This window comes from Pedobacter fastidiosus (assembly GCF_014306625.1).
GTDB classification, from domain to species: Bacteria; Bacteroidota; Bacteroidia; order Sphingobacteriales; family Sphingobacteriaceae; genus Pedobacter; species Pedobacter fastidiosus.
Map to the genome: position 1 here is coordinate 65988 of NZ_JACRYL010000003.1, position 24377 is coordinate 90364.

Annotated in this window: 22 protein-coding genes; 8 read left to right on the top strand and 14 right to left on the bottom strand. The window is 35.6% G+C overall.

Features of this window, described 5'->3' with window-relative positions:
* Nucleotides 1–166: 166 nt before the first annotated feature.
* From H7U22_RS03945 to ubiE, 12 genes are all read right to left on the bottom strand, one after another.
* Nucleotides 167–745: an OmpH family outer membrane protein gene (locus H7U22_RS03945; RefSeq protein ID WP_187070046.1), complete on the bottom strand. Its 579-nt coding sequence runs from the start codon at nucleotides 743–745 to the stop codon at nucleotides 167–169.
* Between the two features lie 62 nt (nucleotides 746–807).
* A complete protein-coding gene (locus H7U22_RS03950) occupies nucleotides 808–1338 on the bottom strand; it encodes an OmpH family outer membrane protein (protein ID WP_109931306.1) in 531 nt (176 codons plus the stop codon).
* Between the two features lie 99 nt (nucleotides 1339–1437).
* Nucleotides 1438–3981 (bottom strand): outer membrane protein assembly factor BamA, encoded by a 2544-nt coding sequence (gene bamA, locus H7U22_RS03955; protein WP_187070047.1) that lies wholly within the window; start codon nucleotides 3979–3981, stop codon nucleotides 1438–1440.
* A 152-nt stretch (nucleotides 3982–4133) separates the two neighbouring features.
* A complete protein-coding gene (locus H7U22_RS03960; RefSeq protein ID WP_187070048.1) occupies nucleotides 4134–4874 on the bottom strand; it encodes an isoprenyl transferase in 741 nt (246 codons plus the stop codon).
* 19 nt (nucleotides 4875–4893) lie between these two features.
* Complete coding sequence (porG, locus tag H7U22_RS03965; protein WP_187070049.1) at nucleotides 4894–5691, bottom strand: type IX secretion system protein PorG; 798 nt, start codon at nucleotides 5689–5691, stop codon at nucleotides 4894–4896.
* A gap of 2 nt (nucleotides 5692–5693) precedes the next feature.
* On the bottom strand, nucleotides 5694–6575 hold the full coding sequence (locus H7U22_RS03970) for an NAD kinase (RefSeq protein WP_187070050.1): 882 nt from the start codon (nucleotides 6573–6575) through the stop codon (nucleotides 5694–5696).
* A 9-nt stretch (nucleotides 6576–6584) separates the two neighbouring features.
* Nucleotides 6585–7247 carry a CBS domain-containing protein gene (locus tag H7U22_RS03975; RefSeq protein ID WP_187070051.1) on the bottom strand — a complete coding sequence of 221 codons (663 nt, stop codon included), beginning with the start codon at nucleotides 7245–7247 and terminating at the stop codon, nucleotides 6585–6587.
* Nucleotides 7247–8011, bottom strand: coding sequence for an alpha/beta fold hydrolase (locus H7U22_RS03980; protein WP_187070052.1), 765 nt, complete (start codon nucleotides 8009–8011; stop codon nucleotides 7247–7249). The genes H7U22_RS03975 and H7U22_RS03980 overlap by 1 nt, the downstream gene beginning before the upstream one ends.
* 226 nt (nucleotides 8012–8237) lie before the next feature.
* A complete protein-coding gene (locus tag H7U22_RS03985) occupies nucleotides 8238–8684 on the bottom strand; it encodes a GatB/YqeY domain-containing protein (RefSeq protein ID WP_187070053.1) in 447 nt (148 codons plus the stop codon).
* A gap of 84 nt (nucleotides 8685–8768) precedes the next feature.
* Nucleotides 8769–9530 (bottom strand): SDR family oxidoreductase, encoded by a 762-nt coding sequence (locus tag H7U22_RS03990; protein WP_187070054.1) that lies wholly within the window; start codon nucleotides 9528–9530, stop codon nucleotides 8769–8771.
* A 91-nt stretch (nucleotides 9531–9621) separates the two neighbouring features.
* Nucleotides 9622–10389, bottom strand: a complete 768-nt coding sequence (porT, locus tag H7U22_RS03995) for a type IX secretion/gliding motility protein PorT/SprT (RefSeq protein WP_187070055.1) — start codon at nucleotides 10387–10389, stop codon at nucleotides 9622–9624.
* Complete coding sequence (ubiE, locus tag H7U22_RS04000) at nucleotides 10386–11117, bottom strand: bifunctional demethylmenaquinone methyltransferase/2-methoxy-6-polyprenyl-1,4-benzoquinol methylase UbiE (RefSeq protein ID WP_187070056.1); 732 nt, start codon at nucleotides 11115–11117, stop codon at nucleotides 10386–10388. The genes porT and ubiE overlap by 4 nt, the downstream gene beginning before the upstream one ends.
* 328 nt (nucleotides 11118–11445) lie before the next feature.
* On the opposite strand from ubiE, the gene yihA reads away from it, so the two are divergent.
* The 3 genes from yihA to H7U22_RS04015 all read left to right on the top strand — a co-directional run bounded on the left by yihA (nucleotide 11446) and on the right by H7U22_RS04015 (nucleotide 14742).
* Nucleotides 11446–12069 (top strand): ribosome biogenesis GTP-binding protein YihA/YsxC, encoded by a 624-nt coding sequence (gene yihA, locus H7U22_RS04005; RefSeq protein ID WP_187070057.1) that lies wholly within the window; start codon nucleotides 11446–11448, stop codon nucleotides 12067–12069.
* An 81-nt stretch (nucleotides 12070–12150) separates the two neighbouring features.
* The gene (locus H7U22_RS04010) at nucleotides 12151–13014 is read left to right on the top strand and encodes a UbiA-like polyprenyltransferase (RefSeq protein ID WP_187070058.1); all 864 of its coding nucleotides are present in this window, start codon (nucleotides 12151–12153) and stop codon (nucleotides 13012–13014) included.
* 21 nt (nucleotides 13015–13035) lie between these two features.
* Nucleotides 13036–14742, top strand: coding sequence for a M3 family oligoendopeptidase (locus H7U22_RS04015; protein ID WP_187070059.1), 1707 nt, complete (start codon nucleotides 13036–13038; stop codon nucleotides 14740–14742).
* Between the two features lie 184 nt (nucleotides 14743–14926).
* Here H7U22_RS04015 and H7U22_RS04020 read toward each other — a convergent pair whose 3' ends face one another.
* A complete protein-coding gene (locus tag H7U22_RS04020; RefSeq protein WP_187070060.1) occupies nucleotides 14927–16150 on the bottom strand; it encodes an MFS transporter in 1224 nt (407 codons plus the stop codon).
* Nucleotides 16151–16447: 297 nt separating this feature from the next.
* Here H7U22_RS04020 and H7U22_RS04025 point away from each other — a divergent pair, with 297 nt between their 5' ends.
* Complete coding sequence (locus tag H7U22_RS04025; RefSeq protein WP_187070061.1) at nucleotides 16448–18406, top strand: amino acid permease; 1959 nt, start codon at nucleotides 16448–16450, stop codon at nucleotides 18404–18406.
* A complete protein-coding gene (locus H7U22_RS04030) occupies nucleotides 18403–18990 on the top strand; it encodes a transposase (RefSeq protein WP_187070062.1) in 588 nt (195 codons plus the stop codon). Before H7U22_RS04025 ends, H7U22_RS04030 begins: the two co-directional genes overlap by 4 nt.
* A gap of 196 nt (nucleotides 18991–19186) precedes the next feature.
* Here H7U22_RS04030 and H7U22_RS04035 read toward each other — a convergent pair whose 3' ends face one another.
* Nucleotides 19187–21145, bottom strand: coding sequence for a KUP/HAK/KT family potassium transporter (locus H7U22_RS04035; RefSeq protein ID WP_187070063.1), 1959 nt, complete (start codon nucleotides 21143–21145; stop codon nucleotides 19187–19189).
* Between the two features lie 180 nt (nucleotides 21146–21325).
* Here H7U22_RS04035 and H7U22_RS04040 point away from each other — a divergent pair, with 180 nt between their 5' ends.
* From H7U22_RS04040 to H7U22_RS04050, 3 genes are all read left to right on the top strand, one after another.
* A complete protein-coding gene (locus H7U22_RS04040) occupies nucleotides 21326–21859 on the top strand; it encodes a T9SS type A sorting domain-containing protein (protein ID WP_248284679.1) in 534 nt (177 codons plus the stop codon).
* 78 nt (nucleotides 21860–21937) lie between these two features.
* Nucleotides 21938–22549, top strand: coding sequence for a fumarylacetoacetate hydrolase family protein (locus H7U22_RS04045; RefSeq protein WP_187070064.1), 612 nt, complete (start codon nucleotides 21938–21940; stop codon nucleotides 22547–22549).
* A 3-nt stretch (nucleotides 22550–22552) separates the two neighbouring features.
* The gene (locus H7U22_RS04050; protein WP_187070065.1) at nucleotides 22553–24286 is read left to right on the top strand and encodes a M23 family metallopeptidase; all 1734 of its coding nucleotides are present in this window, start codon (nucleotides 22553–22555) and stop codon (nucleotides 24284–24286) included.
* The last annotated feature ends 91 nt before the right edge of the window (nucleotides 24287–24377 follow it).

Here is a 24377-nt window from a genome sequence, read left to right on the forward strand (position 1 = left end):
AAAAGGATGCCACTTCCATCGTTAACGCTAGCAAATAGTTTAATAATATCCAGTTGCCGGTTGGTTTAAAATATTGCAGTTTAATTTTAAACAAAAAAGCGGAATTAAGATAAACTTAATTCCGCAATATAATTTTCACTTGAGTCAAACGACTCAGGATTGACGACTATTTTTTTGGTGCTGCTGGTTTTGCTGCTGTTGCAGATACACCTAATTTAGTTTTAACTGCTGCAGTGATATCATCACCACCTTCCCAGAAAACTAAGTTGTTTCCACCTTGTCCGTTTGAAATATCGAAAACGTAAGCTAATCCTTTTTCTTTAGATACTGCAGAAATTGCGTTTCCAACTTTAACACGGATTGGTTCGAATAACTCACCTTGTTTTGTGCTTAAATCTTGTGATGCTTTTGTACGTGCATCAGTAATGCGTTTTTCAAGATCTTGTAATTCCTGACCTGCAACTTGCAATTCTTTGCCTACTTGTTCTTTGTTTGCTTCACTTAAAGTTTTTTCTTTAGCTTGTGCCGCTGCCAATTTAGTTTGGTATTCTTTGATCATGCCATCAATATCAGCTTGTTTGGTTTTACCTAAGCCTTCTAAAGTAGTTTGAGCAGCTTTAGCCTCAGGCAAACTTGCAAATACCTCTTCCGAATTAATGTGACCCAATTTTTGTTGTGCATTTGCCATATTCGCTGTAAACAATAAACCTGCTGCTACAAAGAATACGTTAATTAACTTTCTCATCGTTCTATTTTACTTTTTTATTTTTTTAATTGTTTTTCCTAAAAATCAAGGGGCGAATATAATTAATTATTCGCAGTTCCCGGCTTGTAACCTAATTTTACAATCACGTCATTACTAACATCGTAACTACTGCTTGCGTAAATCATCATGGTTGCTTCACTGCTCTTATCAAAAATGAAATCTAGATATTTTGCTTTGGCAATTTGTTTAATTACATCAGCAACCTTATCCTGAATGGGCTTAATAAGTTTTGTTCTGCTTTGAAAAAGCTCTCCATCTGGTCCAAATTTCTGACGTTGAAATTCTTTCGCCTGTTTTTCTTTTTCAATAATTTCGTTTTCACGACGCTTACGCATATCATCCGTTAATAAAACCTGATCTGCCTGATAAGCTTTGTACATTCTGTCGATCTCTCCAAAATTTTGATCAACTTGCTGTTGCCATTGTTTTGAAGCAACATCCAACTGGCTTAATGCCGATTTGTATTCTGGCAAATGTTTAAGGATATACTCCGTATCTACATAAGCAAACTTCTGTGCAAAGGCTCCGAAAGTTGTGCAAAGTAAAAATGCGATAAAAAGATATTTTTTCATTTTGTGTGTGTTTTAATGATTAGCAATAACCTAAGCTTTCTATAAACTCAACTTGATATGTTTTATTGCATAAATAGTTAAATTTTTATTATTTATCAATTAAAATCCACCTAATTGTTGTGCGATACTAAAGTGGAACTGTCCTTTGTTTGCATCTGGTAAACCAGGGATCTTATCGAAACCGTAACCATAATCAATACCCAACAAACCAAAAATTGGCAAGAAGATTCTGGCACCAACACCAACTGATCTTCTAATGTTAAATGGATTGAAGTCGTTAAACTTATTCCAAGTATTACCACCCTCAGCAAATGCCAACACGAATGCTGTTGCCTGCTGACTTGCAATTACCGGATAACGTGCCTCTAAAACATATTTAGTATAAATCGGGCTACCAGATTGTTGTGCAATTGTTGGATCAGAACCTACCGGGATTACTGTATTATTAGCATAACCACGCATTGCGATTAACTCAGAACCCTGTAAGAAGTCAAACCCTTGCATACCATCACCACCTAATTTGAAACGCTCAAATGCCGATTGACCAACTGCTTTGTTGTATTGACCTAAGAAACCAAATTGTGCTTGTGCTTTAATAACCAAGTTTCCAACAACGCGTTGATACCATTGCGAATCGAATTTCCATTTGTGATACTCAGTGAAACGATATTTTTCCTTATCAGATGCCGTTGCATAATTTGTTTTGTTAAACAATGAATATGGTGGCGTTGCCTGAATGGTGAAACGAAGGAATGAACCCGATTTAGGGAAAATAGGTGAATCCCTTGAATCGCGACTGATCTCTTGTGATAAGTTTAAGTTGTAAGATGTACCCGTACTAAATAAGTAACCTGTGTAGTTATTTAAAATATACTGTTGTAAATTAACTGCATGGCTTAATTGGAAGTAGTTATCTGGCCAGTTTAATCTTCTACCCAAACTTACAGTTACACCATTTAAACGAATTTTTTGATAAGAAGAACTTGCCTCATCATAACCGTTAGATTGTAATGAAGTAAATGCACTTACACCAAAGCTAACTGGTTTCTCGCCACCAAACCAAGGTTGAGAGAAAGAGAAACTATAAGATTGGTAATACTTGCCGTTTGTTTGTCCACGTAAACTTAATTTCTGCCCATCTCCTTTTGGTAAAGGTTTGTAAGCTTTTAAATTAAATAAGTTGCGTAAAGAGAAGTTGTTAAAGGTTAAACCCAATGTACCTATAATACGGCCACCACCAAAACCACCTGATAACTCAATCTGATCTGAAGGTTTTTCTTCAACAGCATATTCAATATCAACCGTTCCATCTGCCGGATTAGGGCGAGGAGTTGGAACTGTTTTAGATTCATCAAAGTTACCCAATTGGCCAATCTCACGAATGGTACGAATTAAATCACTTTTATTAAATTTTTGTCCTGGTTTGGTACGAATCTCACGCAAAACCACTTTATCATTGGTAATGGTATTACCTTTTAAAGTAATTCGATTGTTGGTATATTGAGGTCCTTCATACATACGCATTTCAACATCTACTGTATCGCCGTAAATTTTGGTTTGTACCGGGTCAATATTAAAAGTTAAGTAACCATTATCAGTGTACATACTGTTAATATCGCCACCGTTTTCACCACCACCGTTAAGTTTTTTATTTAATTTTTCTTCGCTAAAAAGATCACCCTTTTCAATGGTTAATACTTTATTTAAAACACTATCAGGATAAATTGCATTACCCGCCCAAGTAATATTACCGAAGTAATATTTCTTGCCTTCATACAAATCCATTCTAATGTTAACTTTTTTCTTATTGTATTGAGAAATGGTATCTTTTAAAAGCTCAGCATCACGGTAACCTTTTTCATGCATTTTAGCAATCATTTTTACCTTGTTTTCATCATACTTTTCTTTTGCAAATTTGCCAGAACCCCAAAAACGCCACCATGCAAACTGTTTCGGGCTTTTAAGGTATTTTCTCAGCTTTGCTGATTTAAAATCTTTGTTACCAGTAAAATCAATATGCTGAACCTTAACACGACTTCCTTTATCGATATAAGCTTCTAAAACAACACTGTTTTCTGCATTCGGATCTTTACGGGTTTTGTAATCAATTGTGGTAAAGAAATAACCCTTATCCAACATATATTTTTTTACAATAGCTGATGTTGTATTATATAAGTTGTCGTTTACAATTTTCCCAGTCTTATCGTTCAGTTTTTCTTGAATGGCTGTTCTTTGAGATTTACTAATTCCTTTTAAATCAATAGAACTTAAACGCGGACGCTCAACAACTTCTATTTCAAAATAAACTGTATCCTGAACAAATTTTTCGATATTTAATTTAACATCGTCAAACAATCCTTGTGCCCAAAGCGTTTTAATTGCATCTGCTGTAGCTTCACCTGGAAGAACAACCTTATCACCTTTGGTTAATTTAGATAGCGTAACTAAAACTTCTTTATCCAAATACTGAGTTCCAGAAATTGTAGTACCGCCAATAATAAATTCTTTAGGACTGAAATAATCGAGATCTAAGCCCCCAACCTTTAATGAAGGCGTTGCCGGTGCCTGACCTTGTGGACGTATTTGAGCAAAGGCCGGAGATGCTAAAACGAGTAGGATTAAAACTTGAAATATTCTTTTCATTAAAATAATTTGTTCAGTAATGGCCACGAAGGTAACAATGTTTTATAAAGCAAAATTACTTTATTTAGTTTCCCTTGTAAGTGGTTTCATTTATCGTATAAAAGTGGTGCTAAGTTAGTTTAAACGCTTGTTAAAAAGTGTTAAAAGAAAAATTAGTTTAATTGTTCGCTAATTTTACCAAAACGGCGCTCGCGTTTTTGATAGTCTACAATGGCCTCGAAAAGATCTTCACGTCTGAAATCCGGCCATAAAACATCAGTAAAATAAAACTCCGTGTAAGCCATTTGCCAAAGCAAATAATTGCTGATTCGGTGCTCCCCGCTTGTCCTAATCATTAACTCGGGATCGGGAATATTTACTGTTGTTAGCTCTGATGAAAAGAGTTTTTCATCAATATCATCCAATGTTATTGTATTATCTTTAACTGCTGATGCAATTTTCTTTACCGCTTCTACTATCTCCCATTTCGAGCTGTAACTTAAAGCTAGTGTTAAAGTACATTTCTCGTTGTGGGCCGTTTTAGCCATCGCCTCTTTTAAATCATCAATACATTCTTGCGGTAATGATTTAATATCGCCAATAGCATTAAGCTTTACATTGTTTTTATTAAGTGTTTCGGTTTCTTTATTGATGGTCGAAATCAAAATCTGCATTAAAGCATCTACTTCTTCTTTTGGTCTGTTCCAGTTTTCTGTAGAAAAAGCATAAAGAGTAAGATATTCAATCCCCACTTCTACACAACCTTCCACAATATCTTTTACAGATAACACGCCATGTTCATGACCAAAAACACGCATTTTGCCTTGGCCTTTTGCCCAACGCCCGTTACCATCCATGATTACGGCGATGTGCTTTGGCAGGCGGTTATAGTCTATTTGTTCTTTAAATCCCATTAATTATATCAAAATCAGCTTAAAAGGAATAGCATTTTGAGGATACAAAGGTAAAAGATATGCCAACACTAACAAATAGATAAGTGTCTCTTTTTCTAAAATCGCCTCTTTGTGTTCCTGCGTATCCAGTCTGGTTAAGGGAAGGGTCGGTTAAATTGAGTTGATTTGGCGGGTTTCCAACAACAACTTGTCTCACAGGATAACTGCCACTTACATCATCAATGTAATCGGTTAACGGTGTTCTATACCCTATTTCTGTAAAAACACTCCAGGTATCTTTGTAATTATAACGCAAACCAACTCCATAAGGGATGGTTAAAACGACAGTGCTATAGGCGTAATCTTGACCTTCAGTACCCAATCGATCTAATCGATAAGTATTTCCATCATATTTAACAGTTGGCTTAAAAATAACCGCACCAGCCCCCATAAAAAGGTAGGGTGTAAATTGCCTTGTTCCTCCGCCTAGTTTAAAATCGAAGAAATTAAAATCCAACAAAGCACTAAACTCATTAAGCGAGGTTTTAAAACTCAAATTACGTTCACGAAATTGTTCGTTGCTAGATTCTGAATCTTTTGCCTGAATTTGGCCATAGGTATAGTTAAAACGAAGACCCAAGTACTGATTAAAGTTGCGTTTTGCATAAGCACCTGCAGAAAAACCACTTATTTTCAAGGGATTATTCTGATTCAAATCGCCCATATAGCCAGCTCCGCCGGCATTTAAGCCGAGCTCCCAATTGGCAGTTTGCGAATGAGCAAGCTGTCCACCGAAAAAGAATAAGAGGATGATTAATAGGAGTTTGTTTAGCGTCATACTTAGTAGTTACGGGTATCAATGCCCCATAATAATTTATTCCTTAACGTGTTTAAGTACGTTTCATTGTTAAGGCGAATAAGATTTACGCAAAAATCGGCTTTTTTTATGGTAATTTTTACTGATCGTTCTACAGTAACGGTTCTACTATCGCATGAAACCAAAAATTTGGATTCACGAGCTTCAACTTCAAAAGACAAGGAATTATCGTCGGGAACAACAACAGGCCTAACATTTAAGTTGTGCGGTGCAATTGGTGTAACTACAAAATTTTCAGAATCTGGATAAATAATTGGTCCGCCACAACTTAAAGAATAAGCTGTAGACCCCGTTGGCGTTGCTATAATTAATCCATCTGCCCAATAAGAATTAATAAATTCGTTATTCATGGAAGCATGGATAATCATCATGGCAGAATTATCTCTTCTGTGGATGGTAATGTCGTTAAGCGCAAAATTCTCTTCTCCAAATAAACCATTTTCAGATTCAAGCACCAAAAGGGAACGTGTATCTAACGTATATTCTCCATTAATAAGTGCGTGCAAAGCTGAACCAATTTCATTTTTATTGATGCTGGCGAGAAACCCCAGACGGCCAAAATTGATTCCGATCACGGGAATGCCCGAGTTACGGATTAAAGAAAGTGTATCCAGCAAAGTTCCATCTCCACCCAAGCTCAAGAGCACATCGGCATGGAGTTTAAGTTCGTCATGATTATGAAAAATGACCGTATTTGCTGGCAATTTAATTTTGCCGTGTAAAGAGTTTTTAAATTTATGGTGTAAAACGGGTTGGATGTTATGACTTTTTAAATGATCGAAAACCTCTTGAATATAAGGTAAAACTGAATCATTAAAATCCCTCCCGTAAATTGCAATCCTCATAATTAGGGTTTAAACATTTAAATAGTTCATGAAAGAATCGTATCGTTCCTGAGAACCATCATCAATTTGGGTATTGTTATATACTTCTTTCACTAGGTAATCGTATCGCTCAAATGAAGCAACAAGACCACTTACTTCGGTTTTATTTATCTTTAGGGTAACTTCCAATCGAGTAGAATCTTCGAAAGAATTTACATAAGATGATAAGATTTGTGCATTATCAGCCTCCACAATTTGTGAAATATGCGCTAAAGAATTATCGCGATTGCTGATTTCCAGAACGATAATTCCACCAGGTTGATTAACCGCATATTGTTCGGCAACGGCATCAATCATATTATTAATCGAGATTAAACCAACGTAGTTTTTCTGCGCATCTAAAACAGCAACGGCAGTTAATTTAAGCTGACTTAACAATCTGATTACATCATAAGTATGGGCATCTTTTAAGATAAAAACGTTGAGCAGATTTACAGAAATATCTTTAATTAAAGTATCATGATCACGAAGGTTTAACAAATCATCTTCGGCAATTAAACCCAAAAAAGAGCCATCGTTAACAACCGGCATATGCTTTAGTTTAAACTCGTTCATACGATCTAAAGCCTTTTGCACCGTGTCATCGGTTCTTAAAGGTGATATTGCATTTGATATGATTTCTTCGGCAAACATTATTTAAGTAATATTCTATCTAAAAACTTCTCTAGGTAATTATTAAAAACATCTGGATGTTCCATCATTGGCGCATGGCCACATTTATCAACCCAGTTCAATTCTGAATTGGGTAATAAATGATGAAACTCCTCTGCAACTTCTGGTGGCGTAACTTTATCGTTTTTACCCCAAATTAAAGAAACAGGAATGGTAATTTTTGATAACTCTTTACTCATGTTATGTCGGATAGCCGATTTTGCCATGGTTAATATTCGAATTACCCTAGAACGATCATTAACGGTTTTAAAAACATCATCAACAAGTTCTTTTGTTGCTGTTGCAGGATCGTAGAAAGTAAATTCTACTTTCTCTTTTATGTAATCGTAACTTTCTCTTTTTGGAAACGATCCACCAAATGCATTCTCGTACAAACCAGAACTCCCGGTAAGCACCAATGCCTTAACAAATTCCTGGTGTGCAACGGTAAATACCAAACCAACATGCCCACCTAAAGAGTTTCCAATAAGCACTACTTGACTATAGTTTTTATATTTCAAGAAACGATGTACGTATCTTGACAATGCTTTAACACCTAAGGTTAAAATAGGCAAATCGTAAATTGGCAATATTGGAACAACAACATGATAACGATCCTTGAAATGTTCAATAACCAGCTCCCAGTTGCTCAATTCGCCCATTAAGCCATGTAGTAATACCAGCGTTTCACCTTGTCCGGCTTCTATGAATTTAAATCCGTCTTCTTCTATTATCTGGTAGGTCATATTATATTCGAGATGGTACTTTGCTACTAAGTTAGTAGAGTAAAATTAAATTTTTGCATTTCTGTGCCATTTTATTGAAATAAAATCGAAAACGGTACAAAAACATATATTAAAGTATCAAGAGGCAATTATAAGCGATGAAGGAGCACTTCTCCGTACTTATAACCTAAATCTTCGACTGTAGCCTATTAAGCTTTAGTCCTTTTCACTTGGTCTTGAAACTAAACTACGCCAGTTTTTCTTTAACCAGCTCCGCAATCAATTTTCCATCAGCCTTGCCTGCGAGTGCTTTATTAGCCATGCCCATAACCTTTCCCATATCCTTAACTGATGTTGCGCCAGATTGTTTGATTACGTCTTCAATAATTACAGCAACTTCCTCTCTACTCAGTTGTTGAGGTAGGAATTGATTAATTACTTCAATCTCTTCTTCTTCTACTTGGAATAAATCTTCGCGATTTTGTTGTTTGTAGATATCAGCAGATTCACGGCGTTGTTTAATTAGTTTCTGAAGAATTTTCAATTCAGTTTCTTCTGTAATTTCTTCCGAAGATCCTTTTTCTGTCTTAGCCAAAAGCAAAGCTGCTTTAATTGCTCTTAAGCCTCTTAATTGAGCACTATTTTTAGCCAACATGGCTTTTTTTATTTCTTGATCTATTGTATTTGATATCATACCCCAAACCCCTAAAGGGGCCTCCATTCTTAAGTTTAATTATTTGGTTTAAATACTCCCAGTTCTTAATTCCCCCCTCAGGGGCTAGGGGGTTTTATTTACAATTGTCGCTGTTGCTTGCGCTGTTGGCATAATTAACATATCATTAATATTTACATGCTTAGGTCTACTTACCACGTACCAAATTGCATCGGCAATATCATCAGCAATTAAGGGTTCGAAATTTTCGTAAACCTTTTTTGCTCTTTCTTCATCGCCCTTAAAACGAACGACAGAAAATTCGGTTTCTACCATACCTGGATTAATCTCGGTAACCTTAATTCCATAAGGCAAAAGATCTATTCTCATTGCTTTACTCAAAGCATCAACGGCATGTTTACTTGCACAATATACGTTTCCGTTTGGATAAACTTCTTTTCCAGCGATAGAACCTATGTTAATGATATGACCGGATTGATTCGGAATCATCCAGTTAGAAACGATTTTGGTTACGTAAAGCAATCCTTTTACATTGGTATCGATCATGGTATCCCAATCATCGGTATTTCCTTTATCAATAGGATCTAAACCCTGACTTAAACCTGCATTATTAATCAGAACATCAACTTTCTTCCATTCTTCAGGGAGAGCTTCTAATGCTGTCGAAAGATTTTCTTTTTCCCGAACATCAGCTAAAACCTGTTTAATGGTAATGCCATATTTATCTTCAAGATGATGAGCATTTTTTGCTAAGCGATCTTCACGACGAGCCAACAAAATTAAATTATAACCTTGCTGAGCAAATATATGTGCACAAGCTTCGCCGATACCAGAAGTTGCGCCTGTAATTAATGCAATTTTAGACATGTTTATGAATTTTAAGTCTCGGTAAAATAAATTAACAACGCGTTAATGATTTACCAACGCCAGCAAAGGTAAGTTTTTTTGTTTTGTACGACTATTGAAAAATCAAACTGAACGTTAATTGACGCAACATTAACTTATCTATCGGATTCGCGAAAGCAGTATCATCGTGTTGAAGCAAATCACTTGTAGAATATGAAAGTTTAATTTCTGGCGACATTTTGAAATATTCGAAATACAGATCGAAGCCAATGCCAGTTTCGTAAGAAAGATAGCTCCGTTGGCTTTTCAGCAACTTGTTTATAGGCGTTTCGCCTTCATCAAAAGTTTTCTTTTTAGATGCGATATCCATAGAATATTTCATTCCACCCAACCAATAGGCCCTAAAATTGTTCATTCGGTTAGATTTCACCTTCAATCCCAAAGGGAATTCGAACATGGTAGATTGGATCTTTTTATCGATAGATGACTGAAAGTTTTTGGTTTGACCATTACCCAAATCAACAGGCGGAAGTGGTTCATATTCATATCGAACAACCCGATCGCTAAAAATTAAAGATGGAGTTGCACGGATATCGAAGTTATCATTGATATTTCTATTCATTACAAAGCCCAAACCAAAACCTTGAGACGGTGGACTTGAAATAGAAAGCGGTGCCGAAGTTACCGGAGAACCATCTAAAGGATCGAGGTAAATGTTTCGCCAGGTTGGTTTTTTAAGAATCTTGTATTCGGCAGAAATATATTGAAAGTTAAAACCCCAAGTCCAATCCTCGTCATCTACACCCCCGCCCCAATTTTGAGCAAAAGCAGTTGTAGAAATTGTGAAGAGGGAGATTATGAGGCTTAATTTTCTGATCATTTAGTACCGGTGTATATCGAACTTATTCCAAACGTCAAAATTTTCTGTTTGGTACTTTTAAAGCCCACTTTTTCCATTAAAGTTGTAAAATCATTTCCATCGGGAAAAGCAGCAACAGATTCTGGCAAATAAGTATAAGCCCGACTATCTTTAGAAAACAGTTTTCCGAAGAATGGCGTAACCTGTTTAAAATAAAAACTATATAACTGTTTTACAGGAAATGCTTTAGGTTTAGAAAATTCTAATACTACAATTTTACCATTTGGTTTTAAAACTCTAAACATATCGCTTAGGCCTTTTTCAAGATTTTCGAAATTGCGAACACCATAAGCTACAGTAATGGCATCGAAAGTATCATTCTCAAAATGCAAACCTTCAGAATCGCCTAATTGAACGGAAAATACCTCATGCAGACTACGATCGTTTATTTTCTTTTTTGCTACTTCTAGCATGCCTTCAGAAATATCTACACCGATAACTTTTTCTGGATGCAATTTCTTGATTGCTTCAAAAGCAAAATCTCCTGTTCCGGTGGCAACATCAAGCATTATTCTTGGGTGAGTAGAAACCAATTCCTTAATCGCTTTCTTTCGCCACAAAACGTCAATCCCTAAAGAAAGGAAATGATTTAAAAAATCGTATGTGCCCGAAATGTTATTAAACATGGTTGCAACCTGCTCTTTTTTGGTCGCATCTGCTACTTGATATGGAGTGATGTTCTGATTCATGATGTGAGGCAAAGATAAGTTTATTGTTTAACTGTTTAAATTGTTTTGATCGGTTAATTGTCAAATGCGCAACAATTAACACATTAAACATTTCAAAAGCATAGCCATTTTTAATCGGTTAATTGTCAAATGCACAACAGTTAACCAGTTAAACATTTCAAACGCTTAACCATTTTTAATCGGTGAATTGTCAAATGCACAACAGTTAACCAGTTAAACATTTCAAAGCCTAGCCATTTTTAATCGGTTAATTGTCAAATGCACAACAGTTAACCAGTTAAACATTTCAAACGCTTAACCATCCTTACAAAATTACTACCTTTGCGAAATGGTTATCAAAACGGCAACATTTGTTTGCAGCAACACCCAAATTTCGGCTCTACCACCACCGGTAATGCCTGAATACGCTTTTATAGGTCGCTCAAACGTGGGCAAATCTTCTTTAATAAATATGTTGGTTAATCAGCATGGTTTAGCAAAAACGTCTCAACGGCCAGGAAAAACTCAATTAATTAATCATTTTTTAATTAATGAGTCTTGGTATATTGTCGATTTACCAGGATATGGTTACGCGAAAGTTTCGAAAACGAGTAGAGAGAAGTGGGAAAAGTTTATCCGTGCTTATATCACAAAGAGAGAAAGCTTACAATGCATTTTTGTTTTGATTGATAGTAGATTAGATCCTCAACAGATTGATATCGAATTTTGTTATTGGTTGGGTGAAAAGCAAATCCCTTTCTCTTTGATCTTTACAAAAGCTGATAAACAAGGGATGACGACTACATTGAAAAACGTTGCTGCTTTTAAGAAAAAGCTAGGCGAGTTTTTCGAGGAAATTCCTTCAACGTTTGTTTCTTCGGCAGAAAAAGGAACTGGGAAAGATGAAGTTTTGGATTTCATCCGCGAGGTAAATAAAGATTTCGTTATCCCAACGGATTATAAAAAATTTTAAAATTGGTTCAATAGTCATTAGTTGATTTTGAGGGCTAAATATCCAAACAATTTAACAATTAAAGCAGTTAACCTGTTATCAATGAAAAAATACTTTTCACTCGTATTATTCGCACATTCTATATTTGCTTTGCCATTTGCAATGATTGGATTCTTTTTGGGTGTAACCACAACCGAAAATCCGTTTCAATGGCAAAAACTAATTTTGGTTTTACTTTGCATGGTTTTCGCTCGAAATTCGGCAATGGCATTTAATCGCTATTTGGATAGAAACATCGATGCTAAAAATCCTAGAACGAAAATGCGTGACATCCCTGCTGGGAAAATTTCGGCTAACGAGGCTTTAATATTTGTAATTGCAAACTGCGTATTTTTTATAGTGAGCACCTTTTTCATTAACAGTCTTTGCTTCTATTTATCGCCGATTGCACTGTTTGTAGTTTTATTTTATAGTTACACCAAAAGGTTTACAGCACTTTGTCACTTGGTTTTAGGTTTGGGCTTATCCCTCGCTCCTATTGGCGCCTACATTGCGGTTACCGGACATTTTGCCTTAGTACCTGTTTTATATTCGTTTGCGGTATTATTTTGGGTTGGTGGTTTTGATATTATCTATGCCTTGCAGGATGAAGACTTTGATCGGGAAGAAAATTTACACTCAATTCCATCGGCGCTAGGCATTAAAAATGCACTTAATGTTTCCGTTGTATTGCACATTTTCTCTGCAGCTTGCGTAATTGCACCCATATTTTTAATGCCACATTCTTTTAGTTGGGTATATTATATAGGTGTAGCATTTTTCTGTTTTGCATTAACCTATCAGCATCTTTTAGTTAAACCGAACGATATAAGCAAAGTAAATAAAGCCTTCGCAACCACAAATGGAATGGCGTCTGTAGTTTTTGCAATTTGCTTTCTGCTGGATGCTTATTTGAGAACTAAATAAAAATAATAGAATTCCATAGTTATGATTATCAGCAAAAAACCTAGAACATATATTCCTCAAGATTTAGCCATTACCTGGACTAGCCTTGAACCTCTTTTTACCGAATTACAAAATCGTGAGCTTAATAATGTTACCGAATTGGAACAATGGTTAAAAGACCGTTCTGAAATGGAAGCCGCTTTAGAGGAGGACTTCGCATGGCGATACATTAAAATGAGTTGCGATACTGCAAATGAGGAGTTGGTTAAAAATTTCCAATATTTTGCAACTGAAATTGATCCGAAGATTTCTCCTTTGGCCAACGAATTAAACAAAAAATTTGTCGATAGCCCTTATATGGACGAATTGGACAAAGAAAAATTCTTCGTTTACAGCAGGGCGATTAAAAAAGCATTAGAACTTTATCGAGAAGAAAACATTGAGCTGTTTACCGAACTTCAAGTTAAACAACAGAAATACCAAGGCATTACCGGCGCAATGAGCGTTGAAATTAATGGTCAAGAATATACGTTGGAGCAGGCATCAATCTTTGTTAAAGATTTAAACCGCGAGGTTAGAGAAAATGCTTGGAAAACCATTCAGCAACGCAGATTAGTTGATAAAGACGACTTAAATATTTTATACGATGAATTGATTCGTTTGCGCAATCAGGTGGCATTAAATGCTGGGTTTGAAAACTATCGCGATTATATGTTTCAAGCTTTAGGTCGCTTTGATTATACACCACAAGATTGCTATGATTTTGCCAATGCGATTGAGAAAGAAATTGTTCCGATCCTGAAAGAACAGGCAGAAAAACGCCGTGAGGCATTGCGTTTAGAGGTTTTAAAACCTTGGGATTTAGAAGTTAGTATTAGTGGGAAACCAGCTTTAAAACCTTTTAACGATGGTGAAGAACTAATTGATAAAAGCATCGCTTGTTTTAATGCGATTGATGAGAAACTAGGTGCAAAATTGGCTGCAATGAAAGCCAATAATTTGTTTGATGTAGAAAGCAGAAAAGGCAAAGCTCCGGGTGGTTACAATTATCCTTTGGCAGAAACTGGGGCGCCATTTATATTCATGAATTCGGCTAATTCGCTTCGCGATTTAACCACAATGGTACATGAAGGCGGTCATGCGATTCATACTTTCTTAACGGCAAACTTAGAATTAAACGATTTTAAGCATTGCCCATCAGAAGTTGCAGAATTGGCATCAATGAGCATGGAATTAATCTCTATGGATAATTGGGATGTTTATTTTGATAATCCCGAGGAATTGAATCGTGCTAAAAAAGAGCAATTGGCAGATGTTTTAAAAACCTTGCCTTGGGTTGCAGTGATTGATCAATTTCAACATTGGGTTTACACCAATCCAAATCATACCGCAGCAGATAGAGAAGAAACCTTTAAACAGATTTACAACCGTTTTGGTGGAGGTTTTGCCAATTGGGAAGGTTTAGAGCACGAGTTTGGAAATGTTTGGCAAAAACAGTTGCACCTTTTCGAAGTTCCTTTTTATTATATTGAATACGCAATTGCGCAATTAGGTGCCATTGCAGTTTGGAAAAACTATAAAGAAAATCCACAAAAAGCATTAGAACAATACTTAGCTGCCTTAGCTTTGGGTTACACCAAACCAATGAATGAAATTTACGAAACTGCGGGAATCAAATTTGATTTCAGTGCTGAATATGTAAAAGAATTGGCCAGCTTTGTTAAAGAAGAATTGGAGAAATTGGGTTAATAAACTTTAACCACAGATAAAAGGGATAAACACAGATCTAAGAAATATTCTAGTCGTAGCATTTCGCTACGACTTTTTTTATTTAATCGAGAATTTATCTACAGAAAAAGGTTGGATTGCAGATTTTATATCCGTGTTTATCTGCGTGCATCTGTGGTTAAAAACTAAGTATCATACTTATTAATTAAATCAAAACTTCATCCTTTTTTCTAAGTTTCAATATGGTAATCATAACCAAAACGGAGATTACAATCATAATCAAATAGCTAAAACTAAGGTTTCGTTCATCTTTAGCCGGAAGAATATTTACAATTCCATAACTTAAAAATGAAACAATAACGTAGGTAATTCCACCCGTTAAACCACCAGCAATCCCAGCATTTTTAGGGAACTTGCTTAGGCAGAAAGTAAAGTAATTATTGAAAGTAAAACCAGCACCAATATGGATAATGAAGGCGAAAAATATTAACGAGTAGAGATTTGAAATAAAATTCAGACTAACAATCATAGCAATTACGAAAACTACTTGCATTAAAGAATTTATTGCTAAGCGTTTAAAAAATGGCCTGTTAATAGTTGCTTTGCCGATAAAACCGCCAACCATCCAAGCAAAGCCTAAAACTAAAGAGCTATAACCAGCGATGATTGGAGAAAGGTGTAATTCGTGTTCGATAATAAAAGGCCCCGTCATGTTATAAACCATAACCATACAATAAGCCAAGCCCAACATAATAATTCCAAGAGTAAAACTTGTGGTTTTGATCATGCTGACGTAGATATCTGTGATTTTCTTCAGTTGGAAATCAGTAAAGTGCTTTAAGGTTTCTCCGCTGAAAAGAAATTCTAAAAGTGCAAATACGAGCGCAAATCCCGCCAAAAAGTAAAAGTTAGATTCCCAGCCAAATGCACTTTGCAAATAGCCACCAATAAAAGGTGCTACAATTGGACCTGTAGACCAAATGATCGAGAATAGACTTAAATAATGTTTAAGGGTATCGCCACTAAATAAATCCACAAAGTAAGCTCTTTTGGCTACAACGATAGCGCCAACAGTTAATCCGTGGACAACCCTCATTAAATAAATCAGATAAATATTGTGAGTTGTTGCAATAATTATGCTTGCTACAGCAAAGATTAAAAGTGAATATAAACCAATCTTATAGCGCCCAAAACTATCTAAAATACTTCCAATGAAAAGCTGCGAAATCCCATAACTAATTAAAAAGATACTTAATGTAAGCTGAACCTGAATACTGCTGACGCTCATTTCTCCTGCCATTGTTGGTAAAGAAGGAATATAAATATCAGTTGCAAAACCCGAAAGTGGAATCAAAGCAAACGCTAGTAAAGTTGCTAAGCTTTGGTTTTTTTCTTTTATGTACTTAGTATTTATTGTTGTTGATGCCATAGTATTTTATCTGAATTCTATTTTCAATCAAAGTGCTTTTAAACCTAAAATTATCCTTTGATTGATAAAGAGAGGCAAAAGTAAATTTTTATCAGACTATAAAATTATGCGAATCAAATAAACATTTATGCTTGACAAAGAATTACGGAATTTGACTTTTCTGCTATAAACCTATCTTTAATTACACTCTAGCCAAATAATTAACTGCTAATTGGAGTGTTATGAAATTTATATACTCCGTTGAAGGTTTTTAAACGATATTTTTTTAAGTTTGAGGAATACAACAAGCAAATTACGATGTTCGAAAAGCTATTTAGAAAGAAGTCTATCTCCAAAATACTACAAGATGCTGCAAATGGTTATGGCGACCATGAAAATACACTTCATAAAACTTTAGGCGTTCGCGATTTAACCGCATTTGGTATTGCAGCGATTATTGGTGCTGGAATTTTTAGCACAATTGGTAAAGCAAGTGCTGATGGTGGCCCGGCCGTAATTTTTCTATTTATTTTTACTGCTGTTGCTTGTAGTTTTGCGGCTTTTGCCTATGCAGAATTTTCTTCTATGGTTCCAGTTTCTGGAAGTGCCTATACTTATTCTTATGTAGCCTTTGGCGAATTAATTGCTTGGATAATCGGCTGGTCGCTTATAATGGAGTATTCTATCGGAAATATAACTGTAGCGATTTCCTGGTCGGATTATTTTACAGGGCTTCTCTCCACAATAAAAATACCCTTTCTCGGGATTAATGGCATCCATGTTCCAGATTGGATGACAATGGATTATTTAAGTGCTTATAACGGACATAAACACGCTGAGGCACTTTTAGCCGCTGGCAAAAACATAGCTGATTTAGATTCTGCAACTGCTCTAGCGAATAACGCCTGGATTACTGCTCCATTAATTGGTAGCTTCCACTTAGTTGCGGATATTCCAGCTCTGGGCATTATCATTTTAATTACTTGGTTAATTTACCGCGGAATGAAGGAAAGTCGCAACGCTAGTAATGCGATGGTTGTGGTTAAACTTGCCGTAATTCTTTTGGTTTTGGCCGTAGGTGTATTTTACGTTGACACTAAAAATTGGCATCCATTTGCTCCTAACGGTGTTTCTGGAGTTTTAAAAGGTGTGTCAGCAGTATTTTTTGCTTACATCGGTTTCGATGCCATTTCTACTACTGCAGAAGAATGTAAGAATCCACAAAGAGATTTACCTCGCGGGATGATGTGGGCCATTATTATCTGTACAATCTTATACGTAGCAATTGCGCTGGTTTTAACCGGAATTGTAAAATCGGATACGTTAGCAGTCGGTGATCCATTAGCGTTTGTTTTTGATCAAATTGATTTAAAATTAATGAGTGGAATTATTGCCGTGAGTGCCGTATTTGCCATGGCGAGTGTACTTTTGGTTTTCCAAATGGGTCAACCTCGTATTTGGATGAGCATGAGTAGAGATGGTTTGTTGCCAAAGGCTTTTTCTAGAATTCACCCAAAATATAAAACACCATCTTTTGCTACCATTGTTGTTGGCTTTGTTGTTGCAGTTCCTTCGTTATTTATGAATTTAACCATTGTAACAGATCTTTGTTCTATCGGAACATTATTTGCATTTGTATTGGTTTGCGCAGGCGTGTTGGTGCTTCAAAATAGACCTGATGTACAGCGTGGGAAATTTAAAATCCCTTATGCAAACAGTAAATATATTATTCCAATCGTTTTTGTTGCTACTATCGCATTTGCCTTTACAAAATACGGCAAAGAAACTAAAGCATTCCTATTAAATTCCCCAAAAACTATCGAAACGGTAACTTTCGTAACTTCATTAAGTGGTGATGAACTGAAAATTGTAAAAGAAGAAATTATTAAAAACGCAGCGCCACAATTAATTTTAACAGATAAAGTTGACGCTGAATCTTACCTAAGCGCTTTACCTGGCGATCGTTATGAGCAGTTTATTTCGGCATCCAAAGTGGCTATAGATAAGAAATATGAAAGTGGCTGGGGGTTATTTAAACATAAAATACCAATGTGGATTTTCCTAATCATCTGCGTAATTATCACTTACTATTGCATCACCAAAAACTTATCCTTAATTCCCGTTTTAGGGTTGATTAGCTGTCTTTACATGATGTGCGAACTTGGTATCTCAAACTGGATTGGCTTTGGAATTTGGCTAGTAATTGGCCTAGTTGTGTATTTTGCTTATGGGTATAGGCATAGTAAGTTGGCACAAGTTCAGAGCTATCTAAAATGAAGTATAACCCTTTGATTCACCATCGAAGATCGATAAGATTAAAGGATTATGATTATAGCAAAACAGGCGCTTATTTCATTACGATTTGTTGTGAAGATAGGCTTCATAGATTTGGAAAAGTTTCAGGCAATGAAATGATTTTAAATAAATTAGGAGTTATAGCCTATAACGAATGGATAAATCTCTCTGAAAGATTTGTAAATTTCGAACTTGATGTTTTTCAAATCATGCCTAATCATATGCATGGCATTATTGTTTTGTCAGATGTCGGGGCAACCCTAGCGGTTGCCCAAGAAGAAAATGAAAACAAAGATTTAATAATTTCTGATTCTTCAAATCAGAAATTAGATAGGGCAACCGCTAGGGTTGCCCCGACTATTGCTGATATAGTTGGAGCATACAAATCAATTGTTTCAAATGAGTGTTTGAAAATCTATAAATCGCAAAATAAATCAATGGGAAAATTGTGGCAACGCAATTATTATGAGCATATCATGAGAGACGAAAATGCTTATTATAACATCTCAAATTATATCATAAATAATCCTAAAAAATGGGATGAAGACAAATTTCATACCCAATAAAAAACCTCAGCCTTTAACAGACTGAGGTTGTAATATATTCAGATTATGCCTTCTTTTGGAAGGCCAAGAAGGTTATAATCCCTAATCCTACAAAAGATAAAATGATTAGGTTTCCACCACCAAAATGATAAAACTTTGCGAGTGGTCCGGCGAGAAATAATAAAATCGCAAGGATTAAAAGTGCATTTCTCATTATTTAAACTGGCAATCTATGTAATTCAATATCATCTGGAGTAACAAATATCAATGGCACTTTTTCTACATCAACATAACTGCTATCCAAACCAAAACTTCTTTCTTCTGATAAACTTAATTTCTTTAAAATGAAGTAGTAATCCATAATTGTTCTTTCATAGAAACTCAACTTAGTAAACTTAGATAAGTGTTTTTCTAAAAGTACAAAGCGGAAATCTCCAGCTATTTTATGTTTGTTCAACGAAGTATATTGACTCGTAATATCAATCTCTCCATTTTTAACTAGTTCCTCAACAACCTTGCGATATAGTAAATTTACACGCTGCTCTATTCTGAAACCAAGTCTAAAATCAATCCGAATAAGCTTGCCAGGAATTAAAAATTCAACTTTATAATCTAACGTATAAGGTTCATCCATTACATCAACGTGAACTAGCCAATACACATCTGCACGTTTCGGTTCCTTCTGAATAATGGAATAAATAATTTTAGATTCAATCTCAGTTTTAAAATTGGCGCTGGTTAAATACACCAATTGGGATGAATATTTAGGAACAGATTCATCACCACTTAGCTCTGTCAAAATCTGATAATAATCCTCAATTTCAACATATTTAACGAAGCGATTTTTGATCTTTCTAGCCACAAACCAACTCCACATAATGGTAAATAATAGGGAACCAATTAATACGGTTACCCAACCACCATGTAAGAATTTAGTTAAATTACTAATTAAAAAAGTACCTTCAATAATTACGTAAGTGATAAAGAATGTAAACACCAGTCCTTTCGGAAAGCGCTTGCTTCGAAGGTAAAAACTCACCAAAATAGTGGTCATCAACATGGCTATCGTTATAGATAAACCATAAGCCGCGTCCATCTTTTCTGCCTTTTGGAAAAGTAAAACAATTCCACAGCAACCCAACCAAAGCATCCAATTGATAGATGGAACATACAATTGTCCTTTTGAAACAGAAGGATATACAATTCTAATTTTTGGCCAAAGGTTTAATCGAACGGCTTCAGCTATTAAAGTAAATGAACCACTTATTAACGCCTGACTGGCAATAATTGCAGCCATAGTAGCTAGTATTACCATTGCAACTTGAAACTGCCCTGGAACGATTTCAAAGAAAGGATTCATTTTAGCGCCAGGCACGTAGCTATTTGCATTCTGTAAAATCCAAACCCCTTGACCCAAGTAATTCAAGATTAAAGTAAGCTTAACAAAAATCCAGCTGATGCGAATGTTGTTTCTACCGCAGTGACCTAAATCAGAATATAATGCTTCAGCTCCTGTTGTACATAAAAATACCCCTCCTAAAATTATAAATGCCAATTTATTGGTAACCAATAAGTGAATGGCGTAATAAGGATTAAATGCTTTAAGAATACTAAAATCCTTTACGATAAATGAAAATCCCAAAACCCCCAAAACCGCAAACCATACAAACATTACTGGGCCAAATAATTTGCCTACCAAGTTTGTTCCAAATTGCTGAATTATAAACAATAAGGTTAAAATGGAGATTACAATAGGAATTACTGGTACATCAAACTTATTGGTTAATCCTTCAATAGCTGAAGTTACCGTAATACTCGGCGTAATAATACCATCTGCAAGTAAAGCACAGCCGCCCACAACAGCAGGAACTACAAGCCATTTAGCCTTCTTTCGAACTAATGAAAATAAGGAGAATATCCCACCCTCTCCTTTATTATCTGCCCTTAATGTGATGATCACATATTTAATTGTAGTTTGTAAGGTAAGCGTCCAGATAATACAGGAAAGCACACCTAAAACATTTGTTGGGTTTATATCTTGCTTGCCACCTAAAATTGTTGTAAAAATTGCGTTTAAGGTGTAAAGGGGTGATGTACCAATATCCCCAAACACAATTCCTAAACTAATTAGAACTCCGCCGGCGGTTAATGCGTTGACATTTTTATGATTTGACACTTCGTTGATATTTTTAGTGCGGCAAAAGTAAACTAACTATAACAATTTCACAACCAAATTATTGTGTATTTTTAACACTATGAAAAACAAACATTATTGTTAAATTGTGTTAAATTATGGCTTTTAAACAAAATGTTTAATTTCTTTGTTTTAAATTAATACATTTGCAATACCAATTTGATGAAACTCTACACTAAGATAATGCTCCTCTCTAAAATAATGTGCACATTGTGCATTGTTTTGCTATGCAGCGTTAATTCTTGGGCGCAACAGACTGATAGTATTAGAATTAGCCTTAAAGCGAAAACAAAAAAAGTTAGTAGAATTCCTGAAATTAAAGCCAACATTCAACCTTATAAACCATCATATCTATCAATTGGTGGCTCTGGAATGTTCAATACTTATTCTGGAACATCAAAACCAGCTACACTTTCAACTGCAAAAGATAAACTTTTAACTATCGTAAAAATATATCCTAATCCGGTCGAAGATCAGTTAAATATTATCTTATCCATTGGAAAAGATGGTACTCAAACTACAATCAAGATTATAGATTTGCTCGGAAATGAAGTGGTGACACTTTCAAATGAGCGCTTAAATTCTGGCGAACAAACCAAAACGTTTGCCCTTCCTAGTCGTTTAAATGCTGGGATCTACTTTTTAAGAGTTGTTGCAGGCTCTGAAAGTCAAGTAAAACGGATATCTGTTTTATAACATCATTTTCTTTTCTATTTTTGATTGATCGAGATTTTTTTTAAATCTCAGGTCTATTATCTCAAACCTTGTATTTATATGAAAATCATTGCTATTGGCCGTAATTATGCCGAACACGCCAAAGAATTAAACAATCCTGTTCCAACCACTCCAGTTATATTTTTAAAACCTGATACTGCAGTTCTTAAAGATAATAAGCCTTTTTATTTGCCCGATTTTTCTGACGATGTTCACTATGAATTAGAAGTTGTGCTGAAAATTTGTAAGGAAGGAAAGCATATTGCCGAAAAATTTGCTTCTAATTATTACGATGAAATTGGCTTGGGTATAGATTTTACTGCTCGAGATATTCAAAGTAAACACAAAGAAAAGGGTTTACCCTGGGAACTGGCAAAGGCATTTGATAATTCTGCCCCCATCAGTACATTCTCACCAAAAAGTGATTTTGAAGATTTGTACAGCCTAAATTTTGAGTTAAAAGTTAATGGAGAAACTCGTCAGAATGGATATACTAAAGACTTATTGTTCTCGTTCGAGAAGATAATCAGCTTTGTTTCGCAATATATTACCCTAAAAAAAGGCGATTTAATTTTTACTGGAACTCCACAAGGTGTTGGCAAAATCAATAAAGGCGATAAGTTAGAGGCGTGGTTAGAAGGAAAACAACTTTTAAATTTTGACGTAAAGTAAAGCATGATTAAAAATCCGATTCACAAAACCGTTAAACTTGCTCTTGTATTTACTTTTCTCTTCACCTTTAATTTAGTTCAGGCACAACAAATTTTTAGCACCAATAAATACCCAATTACAGATTTTAGGCAACCTCTGGATATTACGCCTCCTGCCCTAGCGGGTTCTTTTGGAGAAATTCGAGGCAATCACTTTCATTCTGGGATCGATTTTAGAACCAATCAACGGGAAGGCTATCCGGTTTACGCAGTAGCTGATGGATACATTTCGAGGTTAAGGGTTCAAAATAGTGGCTTCGGACAGGCGCTTTATATTAACCATCCGAATGGATATACAACGGTTTATGGTCATTTACAACGGTTTGCACCTAAAATTGCAACAGTTGTAAAAAACTTAGAATACGAGAAAAAATCTTTTGAGATTGACGAGTTTCCTGATGCAACTTTAATCCCGGTACGCAAAGGCGAAGTTATTGCTTGGTCTGGAAATAGAGGCAGTTCTGGAGGTCCGCATCTTCACTTCGAAATTAGGGATACCAAAACGGAGGAAACCATTAACCCACAGTTTTTCGGAATTATTATTCCCGATAACATTCCTCCAGTAATTCACGGCTTATATGTTTATCGATTAAATGGTAAGGTTTTTAATGAAAATTTACCTAAACAAGCTATCGCCATTGCTGGAGCAAATGGAAGTTATAAAACTGTAGCACCTGTAAGTTTAACTGGCGAGGTTGGTTTCGGAATTGTAACTACCGATCGGCACAACGGCATGTCGGGCATTAATGGTGTTTATTCTATCCAATTAGAAGTAGATGGCAAAATGGTTTACACTTCAGCTTTGGAACGTTTCGCTTTCGAAGATAGCAAGGCTATAAATTCGCACATCGACTTTCCTACCTATTTAAACACGAAAAGAAGCATTCAGAAAAGCTTTGTAGAGCCCGGAAATCCTTTAAAAATATACAGCAGTTTAGTTAACAGTGGTCGCATCAATTTTAATGATGGTGCATCTCATCAACTTCGTTATATCGTGACAGATTCGAAAGGAAATGAATCGGTATTACCTTTTACAGTAAATGCGGGTTCGGCATCTGTTGTTGTTCCAACTGTCCAAGCAGGTATTATTTTCCCCTACAACAAGGTTAACGAATTCAACGCTGATGATATAAAAGTTATTTTCCCTCAAGGAACGCTTTACAGTGACTTAAACTTTACTTACAAAAAACTCCCTAAAACAATTGGAAATTCTTGGTCTGCAATGCACCAAATCCACAACCGCTACACTCCACTTCATATTGGTTTTGATTTGTGGATTAAAGCGGATAACCTCCCAGAAAATTTAAGAAGCAAAGCTTTAATTGTGAACTCGAATGGAAATTCTCAAGGTGGATCTTTTGACAATGGATATGTAAAGGCTACGCCGAAAAACTTTGGCAGTTTTTATATTGCTGTAGATACGATTCCCCCTAGAATAATACCTGTGAACATTTCTGCTGGAAAAAGCATGGCGGGCTTATCAAAAATGACATTCAAAATCAGCGATAACCTTTCTGGTATTAAAAGCTTTAACGGCTATATTGACGGCAAATGGGTTTTAATGGAATTTGATACTAAATCTGCTACATTATGGCATAGCTTTGATGAAAGAACTGCAAGTGGGAAGCATATGCTGGAACTCGTGGTTACTGATATGAAAGAGAACACCAGAAATTATAAAATTTCCTTTTCGAAATAACAGGTTATCCTTCGTTTTTAAACCCGATTGACGCGGATACCGGCCTGTGGTTAAGGCCTGCAGGCGTATGAGCACAAAACGGGACTTCCAT

Coding starts and splice junctions, on each gene's coding strand:
- H7U22_RS03945 (WP_187070046.1), bottom strand. CDS start 745: ATGAGAAAGTTAATTAACGTATTCTTTGTAGCAGCAGGTTTATTGTTT.
- H7U22_RS03950 (WP_109931306.1), bottom strand. CDS start 1,338: ATGAAAAAATATCTTTTTATCGCATTTTTACTTTGCACAACTTTCGGA.
- bamA (WP_187070047.1), bottom strand. CDS start 3,981: ATGAAAAGAATATTTCAAGTTTTAATCCTACTCGTTTTAGCATCTCCG.
- H7U22_RS03960 (WP_187070048.1), bottom strand. CDS start 4,874: ATGGGATTTAAAGAACAAATAGACTATAACCGCCTGCCAAAGCACATC.
- porG (WP_187070049.1), bottom strand. CDS start 5,691: ATGACGCTAAACAAACTCCTATTAATCATCCTCTTATTCTTTTTCGGT.
- H7U22_RS03970 (WP_187070050.1), bottom strand. CDS start 6,575: ATGAGGATTGCAATTTACGGGAGGGATTTTAATGATTCAGTTTTACCT.
- H7U22_RS03975 (WP_187070051.1), bottom strand. CDS start 7,247: ATGTTTGCCGAAGAAATCATATCAAATGCAATATCACCTTTAAGAACC.
- H7U22_RS03980 (WP_187070052.1), bottom strand. CDS start 8,011: ATGACCTACCAGATAATAGAAGAAGACGGATTTAAATTCATAGAAGCC.
- H7U22_RS03985 (WP_187070053.1), bottom strand. CDS start 8,684: ATGATATCAAATACAATAGATCAAGAAATAAAAAAAGCCATGTTGGCT.
- H7U22_RS03990 (WP_187070054.1), bottom strand. CDS start 9,530: ATGTCTAAAATTGCATTAATTACAGGCGCAACTTCTGGTATCGGCGAA.
- porT (WP_187070055.1), bottom strand. CDS start 10,389: ATGATCAGAAAATTAAGCCTCATAATCTCCCTCTTCACAATTTCTACA.
- ubiE (WP_187070056.1), bottom strand. CDS start 11,117: ATGAATCAGAACATCACTCCATATCAAGTAGCAGATGCGACCAAAAAA.
- yihA (WP_187070057.1), top strand. CDS start 11,446: ATGGTTATCAAAACGGCAACATTTGTTTGCAGCAACACCCAAATTTCG.
- H7U22_RS04010 (WP_187070058.1), top strand. CDS start 12,151: ATGAAAAAATACTTTTCACTCGTATTATTCGCACATTCTATATTTGCT.
- H7U22_RS04015 (WP_187070059.1), top strand. CDS start 13,036: ATGATTATCAGCAAAAAACCTAGAACATATATTCCTCAAGATTTAGCC.
- H7U22_RS04020 (WP_187070060.1), bottom strand. CDS start 16,150: ATGGCATCAACAACAATAAATACTAAGTACATAAAAGAAAAAAACCAA.
- H7U22_RS04025 (WP_187070061.1), top strand. CDS start 16,448: ATGTTCGAAAAGCTATTTAGAAAGAAGTCTATCTCCAAAATACTACAA.
- H7U22_RS04030 (WP_187070062.1), top strand. CDS start 18,403: ATGAAGTATAACCCTTTGATTCACCATCGAAGATCGATAAGATTAAAG.
- H7U22_RS04040 (WP_248284679.1), top strand. CDS start 21,326: ATGAAACTCTACACTAAGATAATGCTCCTCTCTAAAATAATGTGCACA.
- H7U22_RS04045 (WP_187070064.1), top strand. CDS start 21,938: ATGAAAATCATTGCTATTGGCCGTAATTATGCCGAACACGCCAAAGAA.
- H7U22_RS04050 (WP_187070065.1), top strand. CDS start 22,553: ATGATTAAAAATCCGATTCACAAAACCGTTAAACTTGCTCTTGTATTT.